Annotated in this window: 22 protein-coding genes and 1 riboswitch; of the genes, 20 read left to right on the plus strand and 2 right to left on the minus strand. The window is 59.3% G+C overall.

Annotated features, from left to right (window positions below):
* Positions 1-215 precede the first annotated feature (215 nt).
* The 7 genes from VF285_RS12610 (at position 216) to VF285_RS12640 (ending at position 6,769) form a co-directional block, all read left to right on the plus strand.
* The gene (locus VF285_RS12610) at positions 216-2,105 is read left to right on the plus strand and encodes a copper resistance system multicopper oxidase (protein ID WP_346952987.1); all 1,890 of its coding nucleotides are present in this window, start codon (positions 216-218) and stop codon (positions 2,103-2,105) included.
* Between the two features lie 32 nt (positions 2,106-2,137).
* Complete coding sequence (locus VF285_RS12615; RefSeq protein ID WP_346952988.1) at positions 2,138-3,205, plus strand: copper resistance protein B; 1,068 nt, start codon at positions 2,138-2,140, stop codon at positions 3,203-3,205.
* Between the two features lie 68 nt (positions 3,206-3,273).
* Entirely contained in the window at positions 3,274-3,783 is a 510-nt protein-coding gene (locus VF285_RS12620; RefSeq protein ID WP_346953056.1) for a cupredoxin family protein, read from the plus strand.
* Between the two features lie 14 nt (positions 3,784-3,797).
* Positions 3,798-4,271 carry a cytochrome c gene (locus VF285_RS12625; protein WP_346952989.1) on the plus strand — a complete coding sequence of 158 codons (474 nt, stop codon included), beginning with the start codon at positions 3,798-3,800 and terminating at the stop codon, positions 4,269-4,271.
* A 433-nt stretch (positions 4,272-4,704) separates the two neighbouring features.
* A complete protein-coding gene (locus VF285_RS12630) occupies positions 4,705-4,965 on the plus strand; it encodes a zf-TFIIB domain-containing protein (protein ID WP_346952990.1) in 261 nt (86 codons plus the stop codon).
* Between the two features lie 290 nt (positions 4,966-5,255).
* A complete protein-coding gene (locus VF285_RS12635; RefSeq protein ID WP_346952991.1) occupies positions 5,256-5,981 on the plus strand; it encodes a TerC family protein in 726 nt (241 codons plus the stop codon).
* A gap of 30 nt (positions 5,982-6,011) precedes the next feature.
* Positions 6,012-6,185: riboswitch (yybP-ykoY riboswitch) on the plus strand.
* Positions 6,186-6,190: 5 nt separating this feature from the next.
* Complete coding sequence (locus tag VF285_RS12640; protein ID WP_346952992.1) at positions 6,191-6,769, plus strand: TMEM165/GDT1 family protein; 579 nt, start codon at positions 6,191-6,193, stop codon at positions 6,767-6,769.
* A gap of 81 nt (positions 6,770-6,850) precedes the next feature.
* On the opposite strand, the gene VF285_RS12645 is transcribed toward VF285_RS12640, so the two are convergent.
* Positions 6,851-7,915, minus strand: a complete 1,065-nt coding sequence (locus VF285_RS12645) for a DMT family transporter (RefSeq protein WP_346952993.1) — start codon at positions 7,913-7,915, stop codon at positions 6,851-6,853.
* A gap of 45 nt (positions 7,916-7,960) precedes the next feature.
* Here VF285_RS12645 and VF285_RS12650 point away from each other — a divergent pair, with 45 nt between their 5' ends.
* The 13 genes from VF285_RS12650 (at position 7,961) to arsH (ending at position 19,584) form a co-directional block, all read left to right on the plus strand.
* On the plus strand, positions 7,961-8,239 hold the full coding sequence (locus VF285_RS12650) for a metal/formaldehyde-sensitive transcriptional repressor (protein ID WP_346952994.1): 279 nt from the start codon (positions 7,961-7,963) through the stop codon (positions 8,237-8,239).
* Positions 8,240-8,250: 11 nt separating this feature from the next.
* Positions 8,251-10,224 (plus strand): cation-translocating P-type ATPase, encoded by a 1,974-nt coding sequence (locus tag VF285_RS12655; RefSeq protein WP_346952995.1) that lies wholly within the window; start codon positions 8,251-8,253, stop codon positions 10,222-10,224.
* A gap of 302 nt (positions 10,225-10,526) precedes the next feature.
* Complete coding sequence (locus VF285_RS12660; protein ID WP_346952996.1) at positions 10,527-11,531, plus strand: YncE family protein; 1,005 nt, start codon at positions 10,527-10,529, stop codon at positions 11,529-11,531.
* 63 nt (positions 11,532-11,594) lie between these two features.
* Positions 11,595-11,900, plus strand: coding sequence for a high-potential iron-sulfur protein (locus VF285_RS12665; RefSeq protein ID WP_346952997.1), 306 nt, complete (start codon positions 11,595-11,597; stop codon positions 11,898-11,900).
* 52 nt (positions 11,901-11,952) lie between these two features.
* Positions 11,953-12,624 (plus strand): heavy metal response regulator transcription factor, encoded by a 672-nt coding sequence (locus VF285_RS12670; RefSeq protein ID WP_346952998.1) that lies wholly within the window; start codon positions 11,953-11,955, stop codon positions 12,622-12,624.
* Positions 12,621-14,057: a heavy metal sensor histidine kinase gene (locus VF285_RS12675; RefSeq protein WP_346952999.1), complete on the plus strand. Its 1,437-nt coding sequence runs from the start codon at positions 12,621-12,623 to the stop codon at positions 14,055-14,057. The genes VF285_RS12670 and VF285_RS12675 overlap by 4 nt, the downstream gene beginning before the upstream one ends.
* A 758-nt stretch (positions 14,058-14,815) precedes the next feature.
* Complete coding sequence (locus tag VF285_RS12680; RefSeq protein ID WP_346953000.1) at positions 14,816-15,154, plus strand: helix-turn-helix transcriptional regulator; 339 nt, start codon at positions 14,816-14,818, stop codon at positions 15,152-15,154.
* A gap of 12 nt (positions 15,155-15,166) precedes the next feature.
* Positions 15,167-15,613, plus strand: a complete 447-nt coding sequence (locus VF285_RS12685) for an ArsI/CadI family heavy metal resistance metalloenzyme (RefSeq protein ID WP_346953001.1) — start codon at positions 15,167-15,169, stop codon at positions 15,611-15,613.
* An 11-nt stretch (positions 15,614-15,624) separates the two neighbouring features.
* Positions 15,625-16,122 carry an arsenate reductase ArsC gene (locus tag VF285_RS12690; RefSeq protein WP_346953002.1) on the plus strand — a complete coding sequence of 166 codons (498 nt, stop codon included), beginning with the start codon at positions 15,625-15,627 and terminating at the stop codon, positions 16,120-16,122.
* 56 nt (positions 16,123-16,178) lie between these two features.
* The gene (gene arsB, locus VF285_RS12695) at positions 16,179-17,210 is read left to right on the plus strand and encodes an ACR3 family arsenite efflux transporter (RefSeq protein WP_346953003.1); all 1,032 of its coding nucleotides are present in this window, start codon (positions 16,179-16,181) and stop codon (positions 17,208-17,210) included.
* Positions 17,211-17,213: 3 nt separating this feature from the next.
* The gene (locus VF285_RS12700) at positions 17,214-18,419 is read left to right on the plus strand and encodes an MFS transporter (RefSeq protein WP_346953004.1); all 1,206 of its coding nucleotides are present in this window, start codon (positions 17,214-17,216) and stop codon (positions 18,417-18,419) included.
* A gap of 27 nt (positions 18,420-18,446) precedes the next feature.
* Positions 18,447-18,869, plus strand: a complete 423-nt coding sequence (arsC, locus tag VF285_RS12705) for an arsenate reductase (glutaredoxin) (protein ID WP_346953005.1) — start codon at positions 18,447-18,449, stop codon at positions 18,867-18,869.
* Positions 18,862-19,584, plus strand: a complete 723-nt coding sequence (arsH, locus tag VF285_RS12710; RefSeq protein WP_346953006.1) for an arsenical resistance protein ArsH — start codon at positions 18,862-18,864, stop codon at positions 19,582-19,584. Before arsC ends, arsH begins: the two co-directional genes overlap by 8 nt.
* Positions 19,585-19,766: 182 nt before the next feature.
* Here arsH and VF285_RS12715 read toward each other — a convergent pair whose 3' ends face one another.
* On the minus strand, positions 19,767-20,003 hold the full coding sequence (locus VF285_RS12715) for a transcriptional regulator (protein WP_346953007.1): 237 nt from the start codon (positions 20,001-20,003) through the stop codon (positions 19,767-19,769).
* Positions 20,004-20,227 lie beyond the last annotated feature (224 nt).

Genomic DNA, 20,227 nt, shown 5'->3' on the forward strand with positions numbered 1-20,227 from the left:
TTTTACGGCATTGATAATAGTGCAAAGAAGACCGAATCCGAGGGCGCCTGGCATCAAAACGCCTCAGATTACAAAAATGTAATTCAGCCGTCATCTAACCGACAACCACCCCTGCGTAAAGTGTGGGACGCCGTGCTTGGACAGATTAAATCCAACCGAATAAATCCAGCCGGCGAACAGAGTTACTCGAATAATTCATTACAGGATTCTCTCGCGTGAAACGTCCACCTACGCTTGCTGTCCCCTTCCCCACTCTGCCTCGCCGCCGCTTTGTCCAGGGACTTGTAGCGGGCGGTGTGCTGCTGGGCCTATCACCTCTCACCCGGGCAGCCGCGCTGCGCTCGAATGAGACGAGCAGTGGTTCGGCACCGATACTCAAAGGCACCGAATTCAACCTGGAAATCAGCGAGTCGCCGGTGAACTTCACCGGACGCCCACGCACCGCCACCACAGTCAACGGATCGCTACCGGCGCCCACGCTGCGCTGGCGCGAGGGCGACACAGTGACCATTCGTGTTCGGAACCGCCTGAAAGAAGCCACATCGATTCATTGGCACGGGATCATTCTGCCTTTTCAAATGGATGGCGTGCCGGGCATCAGCTTTGCGGGGATCCCACCAGGTGCGACGTTCACCTACCGGTTCGAGGTGCAGCAAAGCGGCACATACTGGTATCACTCGCACTCGGGCATGCAGGAGGCAACGGGCGTCTATGGCGCAATCATCATTGACCCCGCTCAAGCCGACCCAATTCGCGCAGATCGCGAGTATGTCGTCCAAATTTCAGATTGGACCGACACAGATCCGATGCGAGTGCTCGCCAATCTCAAAACTCAGGGCGACTACTACAACTACAACCAACCCACCGCCGTGGACTTCTTTCGTGACGTGTCCCACACGAGCCTGAAGGCGGCGGTGGACAAGCGCAAGATGTGGAACGAGATGCGCATGAGTCCCACGGACCTGGCCGACTTGTCCGCAAACGTGCTGACCTACCTGATGAACGGCACAACGCCTGCGGGCAACTGGACGGGGCTCTTTCGGCCCGGAGAGCGGGTGCGGCTACGCTTTATCAACGGTGCGGCCAACACCTTCTATGATGTGCGCATCCCGGGCCTTGGCCTAACTGTGGTGCAGGCCGATGGTGTGAACGTGGAGCCGGTGACGGTCGACGAGTTCCGCTTCGGTCCGGGAGAAACCTACGACGTACTGGTGCAGCCCAAGGACGACGCGTACACCGTTTTTGCCCAGGCCATGGATCGCACCGGATATGCGCGTGGGACACTTGCCACACACGCCGGCCTCAAAGCACCCGTGCCTGCGCTCGATCCTGCGGAATGGCTCACCATGGCCGACATGATGGGTGCGATGGGCGGGGGCATGGCGGGGATGAACCATGGGGCAGCTGGCCAACCTTCCATGAGCGGCATGAACCATGACGGTATGGCCGCGATGGGCGGCAATATGGCCGAGATGAATCATGGCAGCATGCCCGGCATGCAGGGCATGAATCACGCAGGTATGGCAGGTATGGCCGGAATGGCTGGTATGGACCATGGCGCGATGCCTGCGGCAGGTGCAAGCACGCAGGTCCGCCATGCGAAGACCGAATACGGCGCAAGTACCGACATGCACGTGGATATGCCACGTACCAACCTGGACGATCCCGGAATCGGGCTACGCAATAACGGGCGGCGGGTGCTTACACTGTCCGACCTGCACACCGTGGACGGTCCGCTGGACCCGCGTGGTGCCGAGCGTGAGGTCGAGCTCCATCTAACCGGGAACATGGAACGCTACGCCTGGTCATTTGACGGCGTGGAGTACGGAAAATCGACGCCAGTTCACTTCCGTTACGGCGAGCGGGTCAGAGTCATCCTGCACAACGACACCATGATGACGCACCCTATGCACCTGCACGGCATGTGGAGTGAGCTGGAAGCGCCCGACGGGCAGTTCCAGGCCCGACGCCACACGATTCCCGTACAACCGGCACAGCGCATCAGCTTTTTAGTCACCGCCGACGCGCTGGGACGCTGGGCATGGCACTGCCATCTGATGCTGCACATGGATGCGGGAATGTTTCGCGAAGTGGTGGTGGCATGAAGAGCACAAACAACCCGTCAGGTACCCACGCCATGAGCCACCCATTGAAGAAAAAACTCTTCGCCGCCGCCATCGTCACTGCCGGTGCTATGCCCATGTTTGCCTATGCGCAGGCATCTATGGACCACGGTTCGATGGACATGTCCAACATGGACCATGGGGCAGGTACGGCGCAAGCGAAAGATCATGGCGCCACCCAACCATCTCAGAAGCAAACCAGCCCAGGCAAGGCGATGCCTGCCATGCAGGGCATGACGCACGACACCTCCCCTGCCACTGTGCCAGCATCTGCCCACAATATGGGTGCGATGAGCCAGGGCGGTGGCGAAATGGATCACGGCGCTATGCAGATGCAAGGTGGTTCGGCGCCACCCGATGCCCGCGATCCCAATGGCTACTCTGACGGTTACGTGCGTAACGCAGGCAAATATGCGCTGCCGCCTTCGGAGGCACTGGTCATGTCGGACATGCACAACTTCGGCTCAGTCACCTTCGACCGGCTGGAGTATGTCAGAGCCAGAGGCAACGAGTGGGCGGCCTATGAAGGCGAAGCCTGGTATGGCGGCACCTATAACCGGGCAGCGCTGAAGGCCGAAGGCGAGGTCGCAAGCGGCAAGCTGCGAGAATCGAAGACGCAACTGCTCTGGCGTCACGCGGTCGCCACCTTCTGGGATACGGAACTAGGGGTTCGCTTTGACCACGGGCAAGGGGAGCCGAACCGGAAATGGCTGGCGTTTGGCTTCAAGGGGCTTGCGCCCTACTGGTTTGACGTGGACGCCACCGCCTACGTCGGTCCGAGCGGGCGCACCGCACTGTGGCTAAAGGCCAGCTACGACATCTTGCTAACCCAGAAACTCTACCTTCAGCCGAGTGTGGAAGCCAACGTCTACGGCAAGGACGACGAGCGCAGGGGTATCGGCAGTGGCGTGAGCGACGGAACAGCGGGCTTGCGCCTGAAATACGAAGTCACGCGCCAGTTCGTTCCTTATGTCGGCGTTGAATGGTCCGGAAAGTTTGGAAAGACGGCGGACTATGCAAGGGCGGAAGGCGAGCCCAAGCAGGAAACCCGGTTCGTAGCCGGTTTGAGTTTCCGCTTCTGATTTTGCGTTTTTACGTAGGCGAGTTTAACCAGTCGCCTCATCCAACCCACTCCAAGAGAGTATTCATGATGAAAAAGACCTTATCCATCCTCGCCCTGAGCATACTGCCCGCACTTTCGCTGGCAGCCGGCAGTCACACCGGCGGACATGCAGCGCCAGAACACGGCATGCCGGGCCACGACATGTCCACCATGACTAAAGCAGCCTCGCCCATTGGCCAGCCTGGCGATTCTGCCAAAGTCACGCGTACGATTGAGCTCACGATGGATGACTCCATGCGGTTTACGCCAAGCGATATTCAGGTCAAGGCTGGCGAGACCGTCCGCTTCTTTATCAAGAACAAGGGGAAAATTGCCCATGAGATGGTGATCGGTTCCATAGCAGACCTGAAAGCGCACGCAACCCAAATGCAAAAAATGCCAGGCATGCAGCATGCCGAACCTAATATGATCACCCTTGGCCCGGGCAAGCGCGGCGGTCTGGTGTGGCAGTTCGACCAGGCCGGCACCGTTGACTTCGCCTGCCTCGCTCCCGGTCACATGGAGGCAGGAATGGTCGGCAAGGTGAAGGTCAGCTAATTCGCTATACAGAGATGCCAAAGAAAATATTGATCTTTGGGACGATCGGCGCCGTCGCAATCGGTGCCGTCGCTGCGCTATACAGCCTGACGCAGCCGTCTGGCCCCATATTCATCGAACCAACCAACCGGGCACTTGTCGTGCAGGGTAAGGCCATCTACGCGAATAATTGCGCGGCCTGCCACGGTGCATCACTTCAAGGGCAACCCAACTGGCGCGAACGCCTGCCTAACGGCAGGCTACCTGCGCCACCGCACGACAAGACAGGTCACACCTGGCACCATCCCGACGCGATCTTGACCGACATCGTCAAAAACGGCCTAGTTCCAGGAAGGACAGCACCTCCAGGATATGAGAGCGATATGCCAGCGTTTGGCAAGTCTCTATCCGATGAGGAGATCACAGCCGTACTCGCGTACATCAAGAGCACCTGGCCTTCCAAGGTATTGCAGTTGCAAAAGGAGGTTGACCTGCAGCAAAGAAAATGAACTGTTTGGCCGCCGTTATCATTTTGATTTTGTATTGTCCAACTGCTAGCCATCCTTTCATAATTCCACCATCAATATGTGGAAGACGCAGCGGTGTATATCCTATTTCGGGGACTCCAGCATAAGCCGCATTATCCGGTACCATCAAGCTCCCGGAAACCAGCATAAAACCTCGGAAGTTGTCGAGCGAATGCCGCTTAAGAGTACCGTGAGCTTCTGGATCTTAGTATTGGGCAAAGGTTGAATTCTGATCGAGGCTGCAGCAGCAAGGCTCAAAAATATTCAGTGCTTATTCCGCATGTCGACTACGACAACCGAGCAGCACCAATGATTGCACTGAAGATGCACAAGACCGGGTGCTCTGCAAAAACCGAATGGAACCAAGCACCCGCGCCACGGTCAAACCCCGTTCATTCCACACGGAGATTGGCCCATGAAATGCCCAGTATGTCAGGACACGGATCTCGCCATGTCCTCGCGCCAGAACATCGAAATCGACTACTGCCCAAAATGCCGCGGCGTCTGGCTTGATCGCGGTGAGCTCGACAAGCTGATCGAACGCAGTACCGAAGAAGCTGCCGCCCAGACACGCACGACAGCACCGCAAACACATCCCCGGCAGCACCACGACGATTCGCGCGGATACGACAGCCGACGCAAACACAAGTCATTCTGGCACGAGATTTTTGACTGACTCGTTTATAATTGTGCAGCAACAAGGGGAGTAGCTTACTTCCGAGGCGTCGTCAATACGGTCTCCTGTCTCTGGCAGGAATCCGGCGCCCGGGCAGCGATACGCTGCAAGCCAGGCCTTGCCTGTCAGGGCAAGGCACGTCCACTCTCCGCAACTGGCCTGACCCTTGAATGGTCCAGGCCTTTTGTTTTCGTGCCAAAGGCACACACCGGAAGCGGGTTGCACGGCACGAAGCGACAGCCGCGGACCAAGACAAGGTTTTCCGACCACACCTGCATCCGGAGAAACGAATGCTCGAATTCTTTCAAACGCTCAGTTGGGCCGCCGTCTTCCAGATCATCCTGATCGACATTCTGCTAGGCGGCGATAACGCGATCGTCATCGCACTGGCCTGTCGCAATCTGCAACCCCGACAACGCCTGCAGGGCATCCTGTGGGGCACGGTCGGCGCCATCGGACTGCGCGTCGTACTCATTGCCTTTGCGCTGACACTGCTGAGCATCCCATTTCTAAAGGTCGCAGGCGCGCTGCTACTGCTGTGGATCGGCGTGAAATTGCTGCTCCCGGATCCGGGAGCACACGACAAGGTTGCAGGAGGAGCGTCGATTCTGGCTGCTGTGAAGACCATCCTCGTCGCGGACGTGGTGATGAGTCTAGACAACGTCATCGCAATCGCTGGCGCCGCGCAGAGTGCGCATGCCGACCACCAGATCGGGCTGGTCGTCTTCGGGCTGCTCGCGAGCGTCCCCATCATCATCTGGGGCAGCACCCTGGTGCTCAAACTCATCGACCGCTATCCGCCGGTCGTGACCTTCGGAGCCGGGCTACTTGGCTGGATTGCGGGCGGCATGCTGGTGACCGACGTCTTTATCGTCAAATACCTGGGCGAACCCACCACAGCAGTGAAGCTCGCGGCGGAAGTCGCAGGCGCGCTGCTTGTTGTCGGCGTCGGTCGCTACCTCGCAGGTCGGCGTGGAGCATCCAGGAAGGCGGGAGCGGGTTCCGCAGGGACGTAGACGCACGACACAAAACCTGTAGAATCCCGCCTTACCGTCATAGGGGAGTAGCCGCGCTTTCTTCAAAGCGGCTTGCGTCAACATACTTGGCCGACAGGTCATGGCGCAAGCGGTTCTCGAACTTGGCAAGACCTTTGACTACGATGCTTCCGGTTGGGCCGGAGGGCGTCGCAGTCGAATGTCTGTCATCCGGCCCGGGAACCTGTCTCATGGAAGCTCTCCTCGTATCGATCGGCGTAGTGGCCCTTGCCGAAATCGGCGATAAAACTCAACTTTTGGCCTTCGTGCTTGCGGCGCGCTTCAAAAAGCCGCTGCCCATCATCCTCGGAATTCTCGCTGCCACCCTCGTCAATCATGGCCTGGCCGGCGCTCTGGGTGCGTGGATCACCACCGCCGTAAACCCCGAGGTCCTGCGCTGGGTGCTGGGATTCTCGTTCATCGGGATGGCCGTCTGGACGCTGATTCCAGACAAGATGGATGAGGAGGAGACCGCAACGGTCAAAAAATTCGGCGTTTTCGGCGCCACCCTGATTACTTTCTTTCTTGCGGAAATGGGCGATAAAACACAGATCGCAACGGTGGCCATGGCCGCGCACTTCGGGACCCCGATCCTTGTGGTTCTCGGTACGACGATCGGCATGCTGATCGCCGACGTGCCCGCTGTCTTCCTGGGCGGGAAGTTCGCCTCGAAGATTCCGATGAAGCTTGTGCACACGGTTGCCGCAATCGTCTTCGCGGTGCTGGGCGTCGTGACCCTGCTGGGTTCGGGCTCGATACTCAAGTTCTAACGGAACGTCGGCCCGCTAGGACGCGCTGAAAGCAGCTCGCAGCCGCCTGCGACGCGTCCCGCAGCCCGGCGAAATCCTCCGTTACGGATGCCGGTGCCGGTGATGGATATCGGGATAGTGCGGGTGGCTATGCGTGATGGGCGCGTGAGTGTGCTCATGCGTGTGCGGCTCACGCCCATCCCACGGAAAATCATGCGTGTGCTGATGATGAGCGTCATGCACATGGCGGTGAGTATGGGTGATTGCCTCGTGCGTGTGCATGTGCTCATGGCGTTCCGCAAGGTGGAGCCAGACGCCGCCCGCCATGAGGACGAACACCACCCAGAAGACTCCGCCAACCTGCTCGCCAAAAAACAGAATGGCGATCGCGGCTCCGATGAAAGGAGCCGTTGAAAAATACGCCCCCGTGCGGGCTGTCCCCAGCCCTCGTAGGGCCAGCACGAACAAGACCAGACTCACCCCGTAGCCCAGCAAGCCCACTGTCATGGCTTCGCCCACAGCCACAGTACCGGGAAGCGCAGCACCCAAAGCCAAAGCAATGCCCGTGTTCACGACCCCAGCCACCATCCCCTTGAGGCCTGCGAGGAACAGGGCATCCGAGGCTGATACCTTGCGGGTGAAGTTATTGTCCAGCGCCCAGCACAAGCAGGCACCAGCGATAAAGAGGCTTCCCCTGCTCCAGCCACTGGTGCTCTGCTGCGTATCCGGCCAAGCAAGCAGCACGGCGCCGACCACAATCACGATCATGCCCAGCACAACATTGCGGTCCGTATTTTCCCGAAATACCACCCAGGCAATGACAGCCGTGAGCACGGCTTCGAGGTTAAGGAGCAGTGAGGCTGCGGCCGCCGACGTCGTTGCAAGGCCCCACATCAGCAAGAGAGGCCCCGATACGCCACCAAGCCCGATAGCAAGGGCAAGCCACCCCCACTCGGATCGCGACAGCGACGGCATACGCCAGCCACGATCGCGCAGCAGCCGGATCAACCCAAGCCCGATGCCGCTACCAAGATAAAGAAGCCCGGCAAGCAGAACAGGTGAGGTGCCCTTCAGCAGCACTTTGGCAAACGGCGTGCTGGCACCAAAGAGCGCAGCCGCGCCCAACGCTGCATAGACCGACGGCGACCAGGAGACACGGGTTTTCATAAGATCTATACTATACCCCACTATCCTATAGAGCCATCCATCATCATGAGCCATACCATCCAGGGAAAAGCCAAGCTGCTTGCCCGTGTGCGCCGCATTCGAGGCCAGGTAGAGGCCATCGAAAGGGGGCTGGACGCTGAAAAGGAATGTGCAGACATCCTGCATCAGGTGGCGGCGGTACAGGGCGCCACACGGGGCCTGATGACCGAACTCATCGAAAGCCATATCAGAGGGCATGTCGCAAGCGCGGAGATTGCCAGCCAAGCCGACCGCGAGCAGGGTGCGAGTGAGCTCATTGATGCCATCCGAACTTATTTGAAGTAGGACAGGCTCAAATGAACGATTCGTACAAAGTAGCCAGCCAGTCGCATTCAAGGCTTTCTCAGAAAGCGCCGCCTGTCGCTAAAACAGCCACCCCTCAGGTGGGCCAACAAACAGCACCTGTAGATGACAATGATGCTCACGCAGAGCACCAAAACCCGCTGAGCTTGCTGGACGCCGCCCGCATTGCCGTGGTCTCCCTGGCAGCGCTGGCAGCCTGGTTTCATATAGGAGAGACGGCAGCGGGCTTTAGTGTGATCGGTGCCGCGGGTCTCGCAATAGGCGTGTGGCCGGTACTGAAGGAAGCCTTCGAAGGTCTCTCCTCACGGCGTATGACGATGGAACTCTCCATGGCCATCGCCATTATCGCCGCCGCCGCCATCTCGGAATTCTTCACGGCGCTCATCATCACGCTGTTCGTACTGGTCGCCGAAGTGCTGGAGAACATGACGGTCGCACGCGGCCGTCTGGCCATTCGGGAGCTCCTCGACTTCCTGCCACGCACCGTGTCGGTACGCAGCGCTCGCGGTGGTATTGCCGAAATCGAGGTCAAGCAGCTCGCCATAGGTGACGCCATACTGGTGAATCCGGGTGGACGCATCCCTGTCGATGGCGCGGTCACCGCAGGCCACTCATTCGTTGACCAATCGCGCATCACCGGCGAATCCATGCCGGCAGAAAAGACGATTGGCAGTCATGTCTTCGCAGGCTCCATCAATCAGTCGGGGGCACTCGAAGTCCAGGCTGAACACATCGGTCGCGATACAAGTTTTGGCAAGATCATCGAGGCTGTCGAGCAGGCCGAACGCTCACGCGCTCCAGTGCAACGCCTCGCTGACCGGCTCGCTGGCTACCTCGTGTATTTCGCACTGGGTGCCGCCGTACTGACTTACTTCGTGACACGCGACATCCGCTCCACAATCGCCGTCGTCATCGTTGCAGGTGCCTGTGGCATTGCAGCTGGTACTCCTCTCGCCGTGCTCGGTGCCATCGGCCGCGCCGCACGGGCGGGAGCTATCATTAAAGGCGGGCTTTATCTGGAGCAGCTTGGGCAAGTAGACACCGTCGTCGTGGACAAGACCGGCACGTTGACCTACGGGGAACCCCAAGTACAGGGACTTCTGCCCGCAGAAGGCGTGGCCACGGTAACACTGCTGGATGCTGCCGCTGCCGCAGAGCTGCGATCCGAACACCCTCTGGGCAAGACCATCGTCGCCCACGCCAAAGCGCTCGGGCGCACAATCGCTGAGCCCGACCTCTTCGACTACACCCCAGGCCGCGGCATCAAAGCGATGGTTTCAGGAGAACAGGTGCTCGCCGGAAACCTGAACCTTATGCGCGAGCAAGGCGTTTCAGTACCTGGGTCTTCGCTGACGAACGAGGCTACGGCCTCGCATATCTACGTTGCACGAGCGGGCGGCCTGCTGGGCGTCATCAGCGTTTCTGACCACGTACGAACGGAAGCCCCAGCGGCCATGGCTGCGATCCACGCACTGGGCGTGCAGACAGTGCTATTGACGGGCGACACCGAAGCCGTCGCGCAGGACGTCGCTTCGCATCTTGGCATCACAAACGTCAAGGCAAACCTGCTGCCCGATGATAAGCGCACGATCGTACAGCGCCTCGTCGAATCAGGGCGCGTAGTGGCCATGGTGGGCGACGGGATCAACGATGCACCCGCGCTCATGCAGGCTCAAGTCGGGATCGCGATGGGCTCCGGTACCGATGTAGCCCGCGAAAGTGCTGATGTCGTGCTTCTTGGCAACGACCTGCTGAAATTTGCTGAAACCCTGCACATCGCGCGACGCACCCGTCGGATCATCTGGGCCAATTTCGCAGGAACCATCGGAATCGACCTGCTGGGTATCGGCCTCGCAGCCTTTGGATTGCTCAGCCCACTGCTGGCTGCGTTCATCCACGTCACCTCGGAGATGGTGTTCATCCTTAACTCAGCCCGACTCTTACCGAGCAGAACAGGCCTGCGATAACACCGTGATCTGCCCCCGGCCTTTCACCTGGCAACTCAGATTCCGTGTGCTCCTGCTGATCATCTTGACGGCGAGGAACCACACTAGGCGCTACGCACCTCGATGGGAGTGCGGCGCTCACCCTCCCCCCTCCGCAGCCTACGCTGGAACGGGAACCGGCTGTGAAAGCTCCCCTCCCATGACAATTTTGTCACCGAAATGACACGCTGTTGACAGAACGCGAGCCCTAGGATGCAAGGCACGACACGCAACAAACCACGTTGAACGCGTCACGCCCTACCATTCTCAGGAGCAAATGAACGATGACATTGAGCAATCACCACCAGTTCCCACTCGCATGCCCACGCTGGTCCGCGTCTCGCCTCGCCCTGGTCGTCGCACTCTTCGCTGCCGCCCAGTGCGCACAGGCGACGGCGCCATCCGACCTTTTCCCACAGCCCGTCTACACCACGGTCACCAAGGCCAACGCCGTTGAGAACATGGGGGCCGCCAAGAATCTTGGCGACTTGCCCACTGCTCATTACGACGCCATCTCGGCCGACGGCAAACTGCTGATGGTGAGCAGCAGGGACCAGCCTGAAGCGTATCTGGTGGACGCACAGAGTGGGAAGAAGCTCGCTACCTACACGATCGGTAAAGTGCCTCAAGGCGTCGCAATCAGCCCCGACGGACGTTGGGGCATGGCGGTGGCAGCCGGTGAAGACACGGTGTCGGTCATCGACCTGAAGACCAGGGAGCTGATCAAAACGATCATGATTGGCAAAACTCCCCATAATGTTCGATTCACCCATGACAGCCAGACCGCTTACGTCACTCTGCAAGGGGGCGGCGTCGCAGTGGTGGACATGTCATCATTGAAAAAAGTAGACGAAATCCCCGTCCCTGGCGTCAAAGGCCCCCACAACCTCGATCTCTCGCCCGATGAAAAAACGCTCTGGGTAAGAGACTTCGTCGGCAAGGTAGCGGCGGTGGACATCGCTTCACGCAAGGTAAAGGCGGTCATCCCCGTCGGGCTGGGCCATGGTGGCATTGATGTCACACCCGGCGGCAAGTACGTGGTCACCGGAGCAATCGCGGATCACGTCGTCGACGTCATTGATCCCAAAACTATGAAGATCATCAAGCGTGTCGATGTCGGCCAGGGGCCACACGGTGTTCGAGCCAGTGCAGACGGACGCTGGATATACGCGTCCGTCACCGGCACGAATCGCATCGCCGTCATTGACGCCAACACACTGGATGTCGCCGAACAAGTCCCCACTAAAGGTGAAATTCCCTTCTGGCTCTCCGTCGTGGGCAACGACTGAGCTCCTCGACTTACTGGGTTGGCGCCTCGCAGCGCCAACCCTCTACTACGGTATGAACACCTCATGAAAAAACCCCACCCACACGTCATCCCACGCCGCCAAGCCTTACGTCAGCTTACTTTGATGGCAGGCACGGCAGCGGCGCTCCCACTGATGGGACTGCTCAGCTCCCGCTCTGCCGCGGCAGAAACCGCAGACAAAGCCAGCAAGACCGCCGTGAAGTATCAGGACCACCCTGACGGCACATCGTTTTGCGCCAACTGCGCCAACTTCATCTCTGGGGCAGTTGCTGGAGCACCAGGGACCTGTCTGGTCGTGGTGGGCGAAATCAGCCCTAAAGGATGGTGCCTTGCCTACGCTGCCGGGTGATAGTGGACACCCCGGGTTGCTAAGATAGGCTCTTCGTGATGAGGCTTTACGCATGACTATTCTCGTCATTGAAGACGATATAAAAACGGGCGACTACCTTCAGAAAGGCTTGTCTGAATCGGGCTACAGTGTGGATCTGGCTCGTAACGGCATCGATGGCCTGCATCTGGCCCGCGAGCAGCGTTACGAGCTACTGATTCTCGATGTCATGCTGCCTGGAAAAGACGGCTGGCAGGTCATGGAGGAAATACGGCAGTCATCAGACGTGCCCGTCATTTTTCTCTCCGCCCGAGACCAGGTCCAGGACCGTATCCACGGCCTGCGACTCGGTGCGGATGACTATCTGGTCAAACCATTTTCCTTCACCGAGTTGATCTTGCGGGTGCATACCTTGCTGCGTCGTGGCGTCACGCATGAACCCACGACATTGCGGTTGGCCGACCTGGAGCTGGACCCCATCCGGCGCAAAGTCACACGAAATGGTCTCACCATCCCACTGACGAACAAAGAATTCACGCTCCTGCACCTGCTCATGCGTCGACAGGGAGAAGCGCTGCCACGCACCGTCATCGCTTCGCAGGTTTGGGACATGAACTTCGACAGCGACACCAACGTCGTGGATGTCGCGATCAAGCGCCTGCGTGCAAAAGTCGATACCCCCTTCGAACAGAAATTGATTCACACGGTTCGCAGTATTGGCTACATGCTTGTGGAAGATCCATGAAGCGGCCTGTATTACGATCGCTCACGGCGCGCACCGCTACCCTCTTTGCCATTGTCTCCTGCCTAGTGGTTTCCGCGCTGGGGCTGTATTTGTACACCTCTGCAAAACAGGCCTTCGAAACTCGTGCGGATTACACGCTCGTTGGTCGCGTGGAGCGCTTTCGCACCCTGCTGCAGGATCTCTACAACGTCCGACAGATGGAAGAACGCCCCGCTCTTTTCGAGAGCATGCTGGGCAACGAACAGGATGTACGCATCTTCCAGCGTGTGGGAGACAAGCCGTTCATTGATGTGAATCCAGACCACATGGCGGTGCCCCCCCTGGCGCCCGTACCGGTAGATCAGAATGTGGGTATCGGGGCACTGCGTATCGAGACACGTGACGACGGTGTCGGTGTGCGCTGGGTTTCCGCCTTGGCCAAGGTAGGAGGCCAAGCGGGCACGGTCAAAATCACAGCGGCCTATGTCATGACGCAAGAGTCGCAAATGCTTGCGGCCTATCGGCTGCGCGTCATGGGCGCCATTGTGCTTGCCGCACTGTTGAGTACGCTGCTGGGTTTCCTGCTGCTGAAGCACGGCCTGAGCCCCCTGAAGGTGATGGAACGGCGCGCCAAACAGGTCTCCCCTACCAGGCTCGCCGTGCGTCTGCCCGAGGAAGGCATGCCCTCGGAGCTGCTCCAACTCGCCCGCTCGTGCAACGCCATGCTGGATCGCATCCAGTCGGGTTACGAGCACCTGCTGCAATTCTCGGCAGATCTCGCGCACGAAATACGGACCCCCATCAATATCCTGATGGGCCAAACCCAGGTGGCGCTCGCGCAGACTCGCAGCGCGGTCAATTACGAAACACTGCTCGCATCCAATCTGGAAGAGTTGACCCGCATTGCGCATATCGTGGAGAACATTCTCTTCCTGTCCCACGCCGACCGCGATGCCGTCGCACTAGAACGACAACCCATTCCGCTCTTGTCGGAGCTTGAGAAAATCGCAGATTACTTCGAGGGCTTGGCCGACGAACGGGGCATGTCCTTTACGGTCGAAGCAAGCGGTACAGGCTGCGCGAACGCCGTCATGTGCCGGCGTGCGGTCAACAATCTGGTAATCAATGCCATCCGATACGGAATCCCAAGCACCTGTATCCGGCTGACGGCACACCCCAGCTCGCAGGGGTTCATGGTCAGCGTCGAGAACCATTGCACGCCGGTGGCACAAGCCGAAGCCGAGCGAATGTTCAGGCGCTTCTACCGCGGTGACAGCTCACGCAACCTACCCACTGAATCCAACGGTCTGGGCCTGGCCATCGTCGCTGCCATTATGGATATCCACGGCGGCCACGCGCGGGTTCAAGCGTACGAAGAAGGTCGTATTCAGTTTATTCTGGAGTTCCCCATCTCATCGCCGTCAAAAATTTCTCCGTCGGTCGAATATATGTAACCCCCCCTTCTACCGCGTTGCTCCTGCGAGCCGACCACCCCCGCTACCGACCTAGAGCGGTCTTAACCCTCCGGGAACCAATCGCGTCAGCTGCTGTGCAGTTCGAAGGTAAAGCAGCTATCAGCGCGCGCTGCATCGTCGCCACTGCCAGGACAAAATCGTAAACGAAATCTGGCAGATCAATCCGAAGCCAGACACAGAAGCCAAATAACCCATGCACCCGCTTCGCAGCAGTGCTAACTGGACCTACGCTGGCGGGCCTGATACTGCGCCTGAGACAATATGTGCATGCAACCTCTCCACTCATTACAACCTGTGCGCGACATGCAGTTATGCCACTTCCACGCCAATCACAATTGCTACACCGTGATGTCGAAAAAGATCTGACCTTGATTCTCGTGGCCGCCGCTTGAAGTTAGTGCGGGTTACGATGTCGTTTCGAGCAAGATCCAGCTGTGCTCACCGTGCCATCGTAGACGCGAAAACGACATACCAGCCCTTGGCGAGCCCTTATTCTCGTATTCGATAAGAACGTCACAACCGTACCCATGTACACCGAGAATACTTGGCCTCCAAAAGTCCTGCAGCTTTAGATGGACGCCAACTTGCAGCAGCAGAAGTAAGCTGGCTCTGCCTATCCCACGGCAACTTTCGGACTGACTCTCGTCCCTCGAACACAACTGCGTATTTCGCAAATGGCTGGTGGCTCATCTCTGCCAGCATATATATTAATTCAACAATTGTTGTATCATAGAACCATGAACGAAACTCAGGTCATTTCTGCTCTCAGCGCGCTGGCCCACACCCAGCGTCTACGCACATTCCGCGCTCTGGTTGTCGCTGGCCCCGAGGGTCTAACACCCAGTGTCCTGGCCGAGCAGCTTGATGTCGCTCGCAACACGCTGTCCTTCCACCTGAAGGAACTGGCCCGCGCGGGGCTGGTCACCATCGAGCAACAGGGCCGCAACCTGATCTATCGCGCCGATTTCGCCCAGATGAACGATCTGCTGGGCTACATGACAGAACACTGTTGCCAAGGTAATGCATGTGAAGTCACTGAATCTTCTCCCCCTTGTCCCTGTACTACATCCTGCTGAAAGGAGCCTGTCATGAAGCGCTTCCACGTCCACCTGCACGTCGATGACTTGACGCGCAGCATTAGTTTTTACTCTCAGCTCTTTGCCGCGCAGCCAGCACGCATCGAAAGCGACTACGCCAAATGGATGCTCGAGGACCCTCCTGTCAATTTTGCCATTTCCACGCGCGGCGATACGCCGGGCATCGACCACTTGGGCATCCAGACTGACAATGCCGAAGAATTGGCCTCCCTGAAAGCGCGCGCACATGCTGCCGATATGGCGTTGCTCGACGAAGGCACCACGACCTGCTGTTATGCGCGCAGTGAGAAGCACTGGGTCACCGACCCACAAGGGATTGCCTGGGAGCACTTCCACACGCTGGGCAACATCCCTGTGTTCCATGAGGCGACCTCATCTGCGACACCAGCTAGCGCAACAGCTTGCTGTGCAGCAAGCTCCCGTTCCTGCTGCAGTTGAGAAGACACTCCATGGCTACAAACGTCCCGTACAACGTGTTGTTCATCTGCACGGGTAATTCCGCCCGATCCATCTTGGCTGAGGGCATCCTGAACGAATTGGGTGAAGGCCACTTTCACGCATATTCTGCAGGCAGCCAACCCAAGGGCGAAGTGCATCCGCTTGCACTCGCCACCTTGGAGAGGTTGCGCATGAAGGCGACCGGCTATCGCAGCAAGAGCTGGGACGAATTCGTTGCCCCTGGGGAGCCGGTATTCGACTTCGTTTTTACGGTTTGCGATAACGCCGCCGGCGAGACGTGTCCGTTCTGGCCGGGTAAGCCAGTCTCGGCGCACTGGGGCGTGCCCGACCCTGCGGTGGCCGAAGGCAGCGAAGAAGAGCGGCTCAAGGCATTCAAAGATGCTGCGCTGGCCTTGCGTCGGCGTATTGAGCTTTTCCTGTCGCTGTCGATCAAGCAGCTGGATGCTATGTCCTTGCAACGCGAGTTGCGCGACATCGGGAAGAAGTGAGGATGGGAATGTCTACACAAGCTACAACAGCCTGCCGCGGGCCAGTTCCTTTCGCTATGAATGCCTTTGAGCGCTACCTGACGTTGTGGGTCTTCCTGTGCATCGTGCTGGGCGTCGCCATGGGCCAGTTCGCGCCTGATGTGTTCCAGGCAATCGGGCGCTTGGAGATTGCTCAGGTCAATCTTCCAGTCGGTGCCCTGATCTGGGTGATGATAATTCCCATGCTGCTCAAGGTGGATTTCAGTGCATTGGGCCAAGTCAAGCGGCACTGGCGCGGCATCGGCGTGACACTTTTCATCAATTGGGCCATCAAGCCGTTCTCCATGGCCTTGTTAGGCTGGCTGTTTATCCGGCATGTCTTTGCTGCGTGGCTGCCTGCCGATCAATTGGATAGCTACATTGCCGGCCTGATCCTTCTGGCCGCTGCCCCCTGCACCGCAATGGTGTTCGTCTGGAGCCGTCTGGCGGGTGGTGATCCGGCGTTCACGCTGTCGCAGGTGGCCTTGAACGACACCATCATGGTGTTCGCCTTCGCCCCCATTGTCGGCCTGCTGCTGGGCCTGTCATCCATCTCCGTGCCCTGGGACACGCTGCTGGTGTCGGTCGGGCTGTACATCGTGATTCCGGTCATCCTTGCCCAGCTCTGGCGCCGCGCCCTACTGGGCAAGGGGCAAACCGCCTTCGAGGCTGCGTTGGCCCGCATCAGCCCGCTGTCTATGGCGGCGCTACTGCTGACACTGGTGCTGCTGTTCGCGTTCCAGGGCGAGGCCATCCTGCGCCAGCCGCTTGTGATCGCCATGCTGGCCGTTCCTATCCTGATCCAGGTGCTCTTCAATTCCGGCTTGGCCTATTACCTCAATCGCCGCGCGGGCGAGCAGCATAGCGTTGCCTGCCCCTCGGCCCTGATCGGCGCGAGCAACTTTTTCGAGCTGGCCGTGGCGGCTGCCATCAGCCTGTTTGGTTTCCAGTCCGGTGCGGCGCTGGCCACCGTGGTCGGCGTGCTGATCGAGGTGCCGGTGATGCTGCTGGTCGTGTGGATCGTCAACCAAAGCAAGGGCTGGTACGAGTCTGGTGCCCGCCGAGGCTGACTCATGGCGGGGGCACCAGTCCGGGTCGTTGGTTCGTTAGGTGTTGCTCAGACGCTGGCCTGGGGGTCTTCGTACTACCTGCCAGCCATACTGGCGGTACCCATGGCCCGAGAGCTAGCCGTAACCACGCCGACGGTGTATGCGGCATTCTCAGGCGCCCTGGTGGCCTCGGCGCTAGTCGGGCCTGTGGCCGGTCATGCGATTGATTGCCGTGGCGGCCGCATCGTCCTGGTTGGCACCAGTCTCCTGTTCGCTTTGGGCCTTGCCATGCTGGGCCTCGCCCCGGGGCTCTGGATGATGGTTGCCGCCTGGATGGTCATTGGCGTAGCGATGGGTTCGGGTTTGTATGAGGCCGCGTTCTCCAGCTTGGTCCGGCTCTATGGCCGCGATGCCCGGAGCGCAATCACCGGCATTACGCTGATCGCTGGTTTTGCCAGTACGGTGGGATGGCCACTGTCTGCCTGGATGGAGGCCCGATTCGGCTGGCGAGGAGCCTGCTTCGGCTGGGCAACCATCCATCTATTGCTTGGGTTGCCGTTGAATGCCTGGCTGCCGCGTGCACCGGTTGCGGCCAAGGCTGACGGGCTACAGGCCGAAGACCAGACACCTGCGGTTTCTGCCGAGCCTGCAACGCAAATCCACTCGGGGATGGTTACTGTCATCCTGGCTTTTGTCTTTGCTGCGACCTGGTTCGTCAGTACGGCCATTGCCACGCACTTACCCCGGATGCTGGAATCCACTGGCATGACGCTGGCGGCGGCAGTCGGTATCGGCGCACTGGTCGGCCCGGCGCAGGTGGCCGCCCGGATGCTGGAGTTTGGCTTTCTGCGCAATGTCCATCCGCTGCTGTCGGCACGCCTGGCTACGCTGGCCCATCCCATCGGCGCAGCGGTCTTGCTGGCCGCAGGGCCTGTGTTGGCCTCGGTGTTCGCCGTCCTGCATGGTGCGGGTAACGGCATTCTGACTATTGCCAAGGGCACCTTGCCGCTTGCGTTGTTCGGGGCGCAGGGCTATGGCGCTCGCCAAGGCTGGCTGATGCTACCGGCACGGGTAGCCCAAGCCCTCGCTCCGCTTCTGTTTGGGCTGGCCCTCAATGCGTGGGGAGCAAATGCCCTGTGGCTGTCTAGCGCCATCAGCATGGCTGCGTTTGGCGCCTTAATGCTGCTGCGAACGTCGCCGACGCCATCGCAGGTCCGGCAATCTAGCTGAATTTCGAGTTTTGTCTCTGGAGGCTTTATGAGTTCCATCACGATTTATCACAACCCCGCTTGCGGCACTTCGCGCAACGTGCTCGCGCTAATCCGAAATTGCGGCGAAGAGCCCACTGTCATCGAGTACCTGAAGATGCCACCCGACCGCGCTACGCTGACCGCGCTGATCGCAGCGATGGGAGTGCCGGTGCGCTCGGTGCTGCGCGAGAAGGGCACGCCTTATGCAGAGCTGGGCCTGGACGACCCGAAATGGAGCGACGAGCAATTGATCGATTTCATGCTTCAGCAGCCTATCCTGATGAACCGGCCTATCGTGGTGACCCCGCTGGGCACGCGCCTGTGCCGCCCTTCGGAAACCGTGCTGGACATCTTGCCGCGGCCGCAGCGCGGGGCATTCAACAAAGAGAATGGCGAAGCGGTCGTTGACGCGGAGGGCCGACGTGTCTGAGTCTCGACTGGATCTGCCCAACATTGACACTGCGTTGTTCCAGCAGCCGGATGAGCAGCAACTGCTGATGCCTGAACGGGCAACGCATGCCCCGCGTTTTTTGTTGCTCTACGGCTCGCTGCGCGAACGCTCGTTCAGCCGCCTGGCCGCCGAGGAGGCGGCGCGCATTCTGCGAGCACTGGGCGGTGAAACGCGAATGTTTAATCCTTCGGGACTGCCGCTGGTGGACGATGCTCCAGCCGACCACCCCAAGGTTAAGGAGCTGCGCGAACTGGTGCAATGGTCCGAGGGCATGGTGTGGAGCTCGCCCGAGCGCCACGGCGCCATGACCGGCCTGATGAAAACCCAGATCGACTGGATTCCGCTGTCCGTGGGCGCCGTGCGCCCGACCCAGGGCAAGACCCTGGCGATCATGGAGGTCTCAGGCGGTTCGCAATCCTTCAACGCGCTCAACCAGATGCGCGTGCTGGGTCGCTGGATGCGCATGCTGACCATCCCCAACCAGTCTTCGGTTGCCAAGGCCTACCAGGAGTTCGATGAAGCTGGTCGCATGAAGCCGTCCGCCTATTACAACCGCATCGTGGACGTGATGGAAGAACTGATGAAATTCACGCTGCTCACGCGCGACGTGGCGCCGTACCTGGTGGACCGCTACAGCGAACGCAAGGAAAGCGCCGAGGCTCTGAGCCAACGCATGCAGCAGGCAGCGATCTGAACCTTCAAAGGACCAAGTGGCTAAATAAGACGAAGCACTGTCCCCGCCTAAACGAAGCAGCCTGTCGCACGCCGAGTCTCAATATCGCCACCCTCCCCGAATCACACACAAGACAATTTCTCGTAGTTATATCGAACAGAGTTCCACACCATACGCAGCGGCTTAGTCACATAACCGAATCGTCAGCCCTCGCCCCGCAACTCCGGCCAAATCTTCCACCAGTCATCCGGGCGCAACTGCTTCCGGGTGACCTCCCCTCCGGTCAGCTCCTCAATCTCGACGCAGCGAATGATCGGCACCGGGCGACTGCCGGCCGCCCAGCCGCTGACGACAGGCACCGGCACGCCCAATTTGTTGGCGAGCTTGGTCATCCCGCCCATCACGGCACAGGCTTCACGGACAGGCTGAAAATCGGGCATATGCATCTATAACCACGTTAAGTATGTGGATACTATAAGATAAATCCGCTATATGGGAATTTCTGGAAACAGTAATTTGTACCGATCCGCGGCCAGAAAGTTCAGTGCTGCCGCCCAAACTTGTAACTGCAAGTCAAATACCCCTACAGTCGGCATGAAACAAGCTGAACCAACCTGAACCATGACGTGGCATCCGCCCCGTAGGGCAGGGGCAGATTACAAGA

This window comes from Castellaniella sp. (assembly GCF_036379515.1).
GTDB lineage: Bacteria > Pseudomonadota > Gammaproteobacteria > Burkholderiales > Burkholderiaceae_B > Castellaniella.

Coding starts and splice junctions, on each gene's coding strand:
- VF285_RS12615 (WP_346952988.1), top strand. CDS start 2,138: ATGAGCCACCCATTGAAGAAAAAACTCTTCGCCGCCGCCATCGTCACT.
- VF285_RS12620 (WP_346953056.1), top strand. CDS start 3,274: ATGAAAAAGACCTTATCCATCCTCGCCCTGAGCATACTGCCCGCACTT.
- VF285_RS12625 (WP_346952989.1), top strand. CDS start 3,798: ATGCCAAAGAAAATATTGATCTTTGGGACGATCGGCGCCGTCGCAATC.
- VF285_RS12630 (WP_346952990.1), top strand. CDS start 4,705: ATGAAATGCCCAGTATGTCAGGACACGGATCTCGCCATGTCCTCGCGC.
- VF285_RS12635 (WP_346952991.1), top strand. CDS start 5,256: ATGCTCGAATTCTTTCAAACGCTCAGTTGGGCCGCCGTCTTCCAGATC.
- VF285_RS12640 (WP_346952992.1), top strand. CDS start 6,191: ATGGAAGCTCTCCTCGTATCGATCGGCGTAGTGGCCCTTGCCGAAATC.
- VF285_RS12645 (WP_346952993.1), bottom strand. CDS start 7,915: ATGAAAACCCGTGTCTCCTGGTCGCCGTCGGTCTATGCAGCGTTGGGC.
- VF285_RS12650 (WP_346952994.1), top strand. CDS start 7,961: ATGAGCCATACCATCCAGGGAAAAGCCAAGCTGCTTGCCCGTGTGCGC.
- VF285_RS12655 (WP_346952995.1), top strand. CDS start 8,251: ATGAACGATTCGTACAAAGTAGCCAGCCAGTCGCATTCAAGGCTTTCT.
- VF285_RS12660 (WP_346952996.1), top strand. CDS start 10,527: ATGACATTGAGCAATCACCACCAGTTCCCACTCGCATGCCCACGCTGG.
- VF285_RS12665 (WP_346952997.1), top strand. CDS start 11,595: ATGAAAAAACCCCACCCACACGTCATCCCACGCCGCCAAGCCTTACGT.
- VF285_RS12670 (WP_346952998.1), top strand. CDS start 11,953: ATGACTATTCTCGTCATTGAAGACGATATAAAAACGGGCGACTACCTT.
- VF285_RS12675 (WP_346952999.1), top strand. CDS start 12,621: ATGAAGCGGCCTGTATTACGATCGCTCACGGCGCGCACCGCTACCCTC.
- VF285_RS12680 (WP_346953000.1), top strand. CDS start 14,816: ATGAACGAAACTCAGGTCATTTCTGCTCTCAGCGCGCTGGCCCACACC.
- VF285_RS12685 (WP_346953001.1), top strand. CDS start 15,167: ATGAAGCGCTTCCACGTCCACCTGCACGTCGATGACTTGACGCGCAGC.
- VF285_RS12690 (WP_346953002.1), top strand. CDS start 15,625: ATGGCTACAAACGTCCCGTACAACGTGTTGTTCATCTGCACGGGTAAT.
- arsB (WP_346953003.1), top strand. CDS start 16,179: ATGAATGCCTTTGAGCGCTACCTGACGTTGTGGGTCTTCCTGTGCATC.
- VF285_RS12700 (WP_346953004.1), top strand. CDS start 17,214: ATGGCGGGGGCACCAGTCCGGGTCGTTGGTTCGTTAGGTGTTGCTCAG.
- arsC (WP_346953005.1), top strand. CDS start 18,447: ATGAGTTCCATCACGATTTATCACAACCCCGCTTGCGGCACTTCGCGC.
- VF285_RS12715 (WP_346953007.1), bottom strand. CDS start 20,003: ATGCCCGATTTTCAGCCTGTCCGTGAAGCCTGTGCCGTGATGGGCGGG.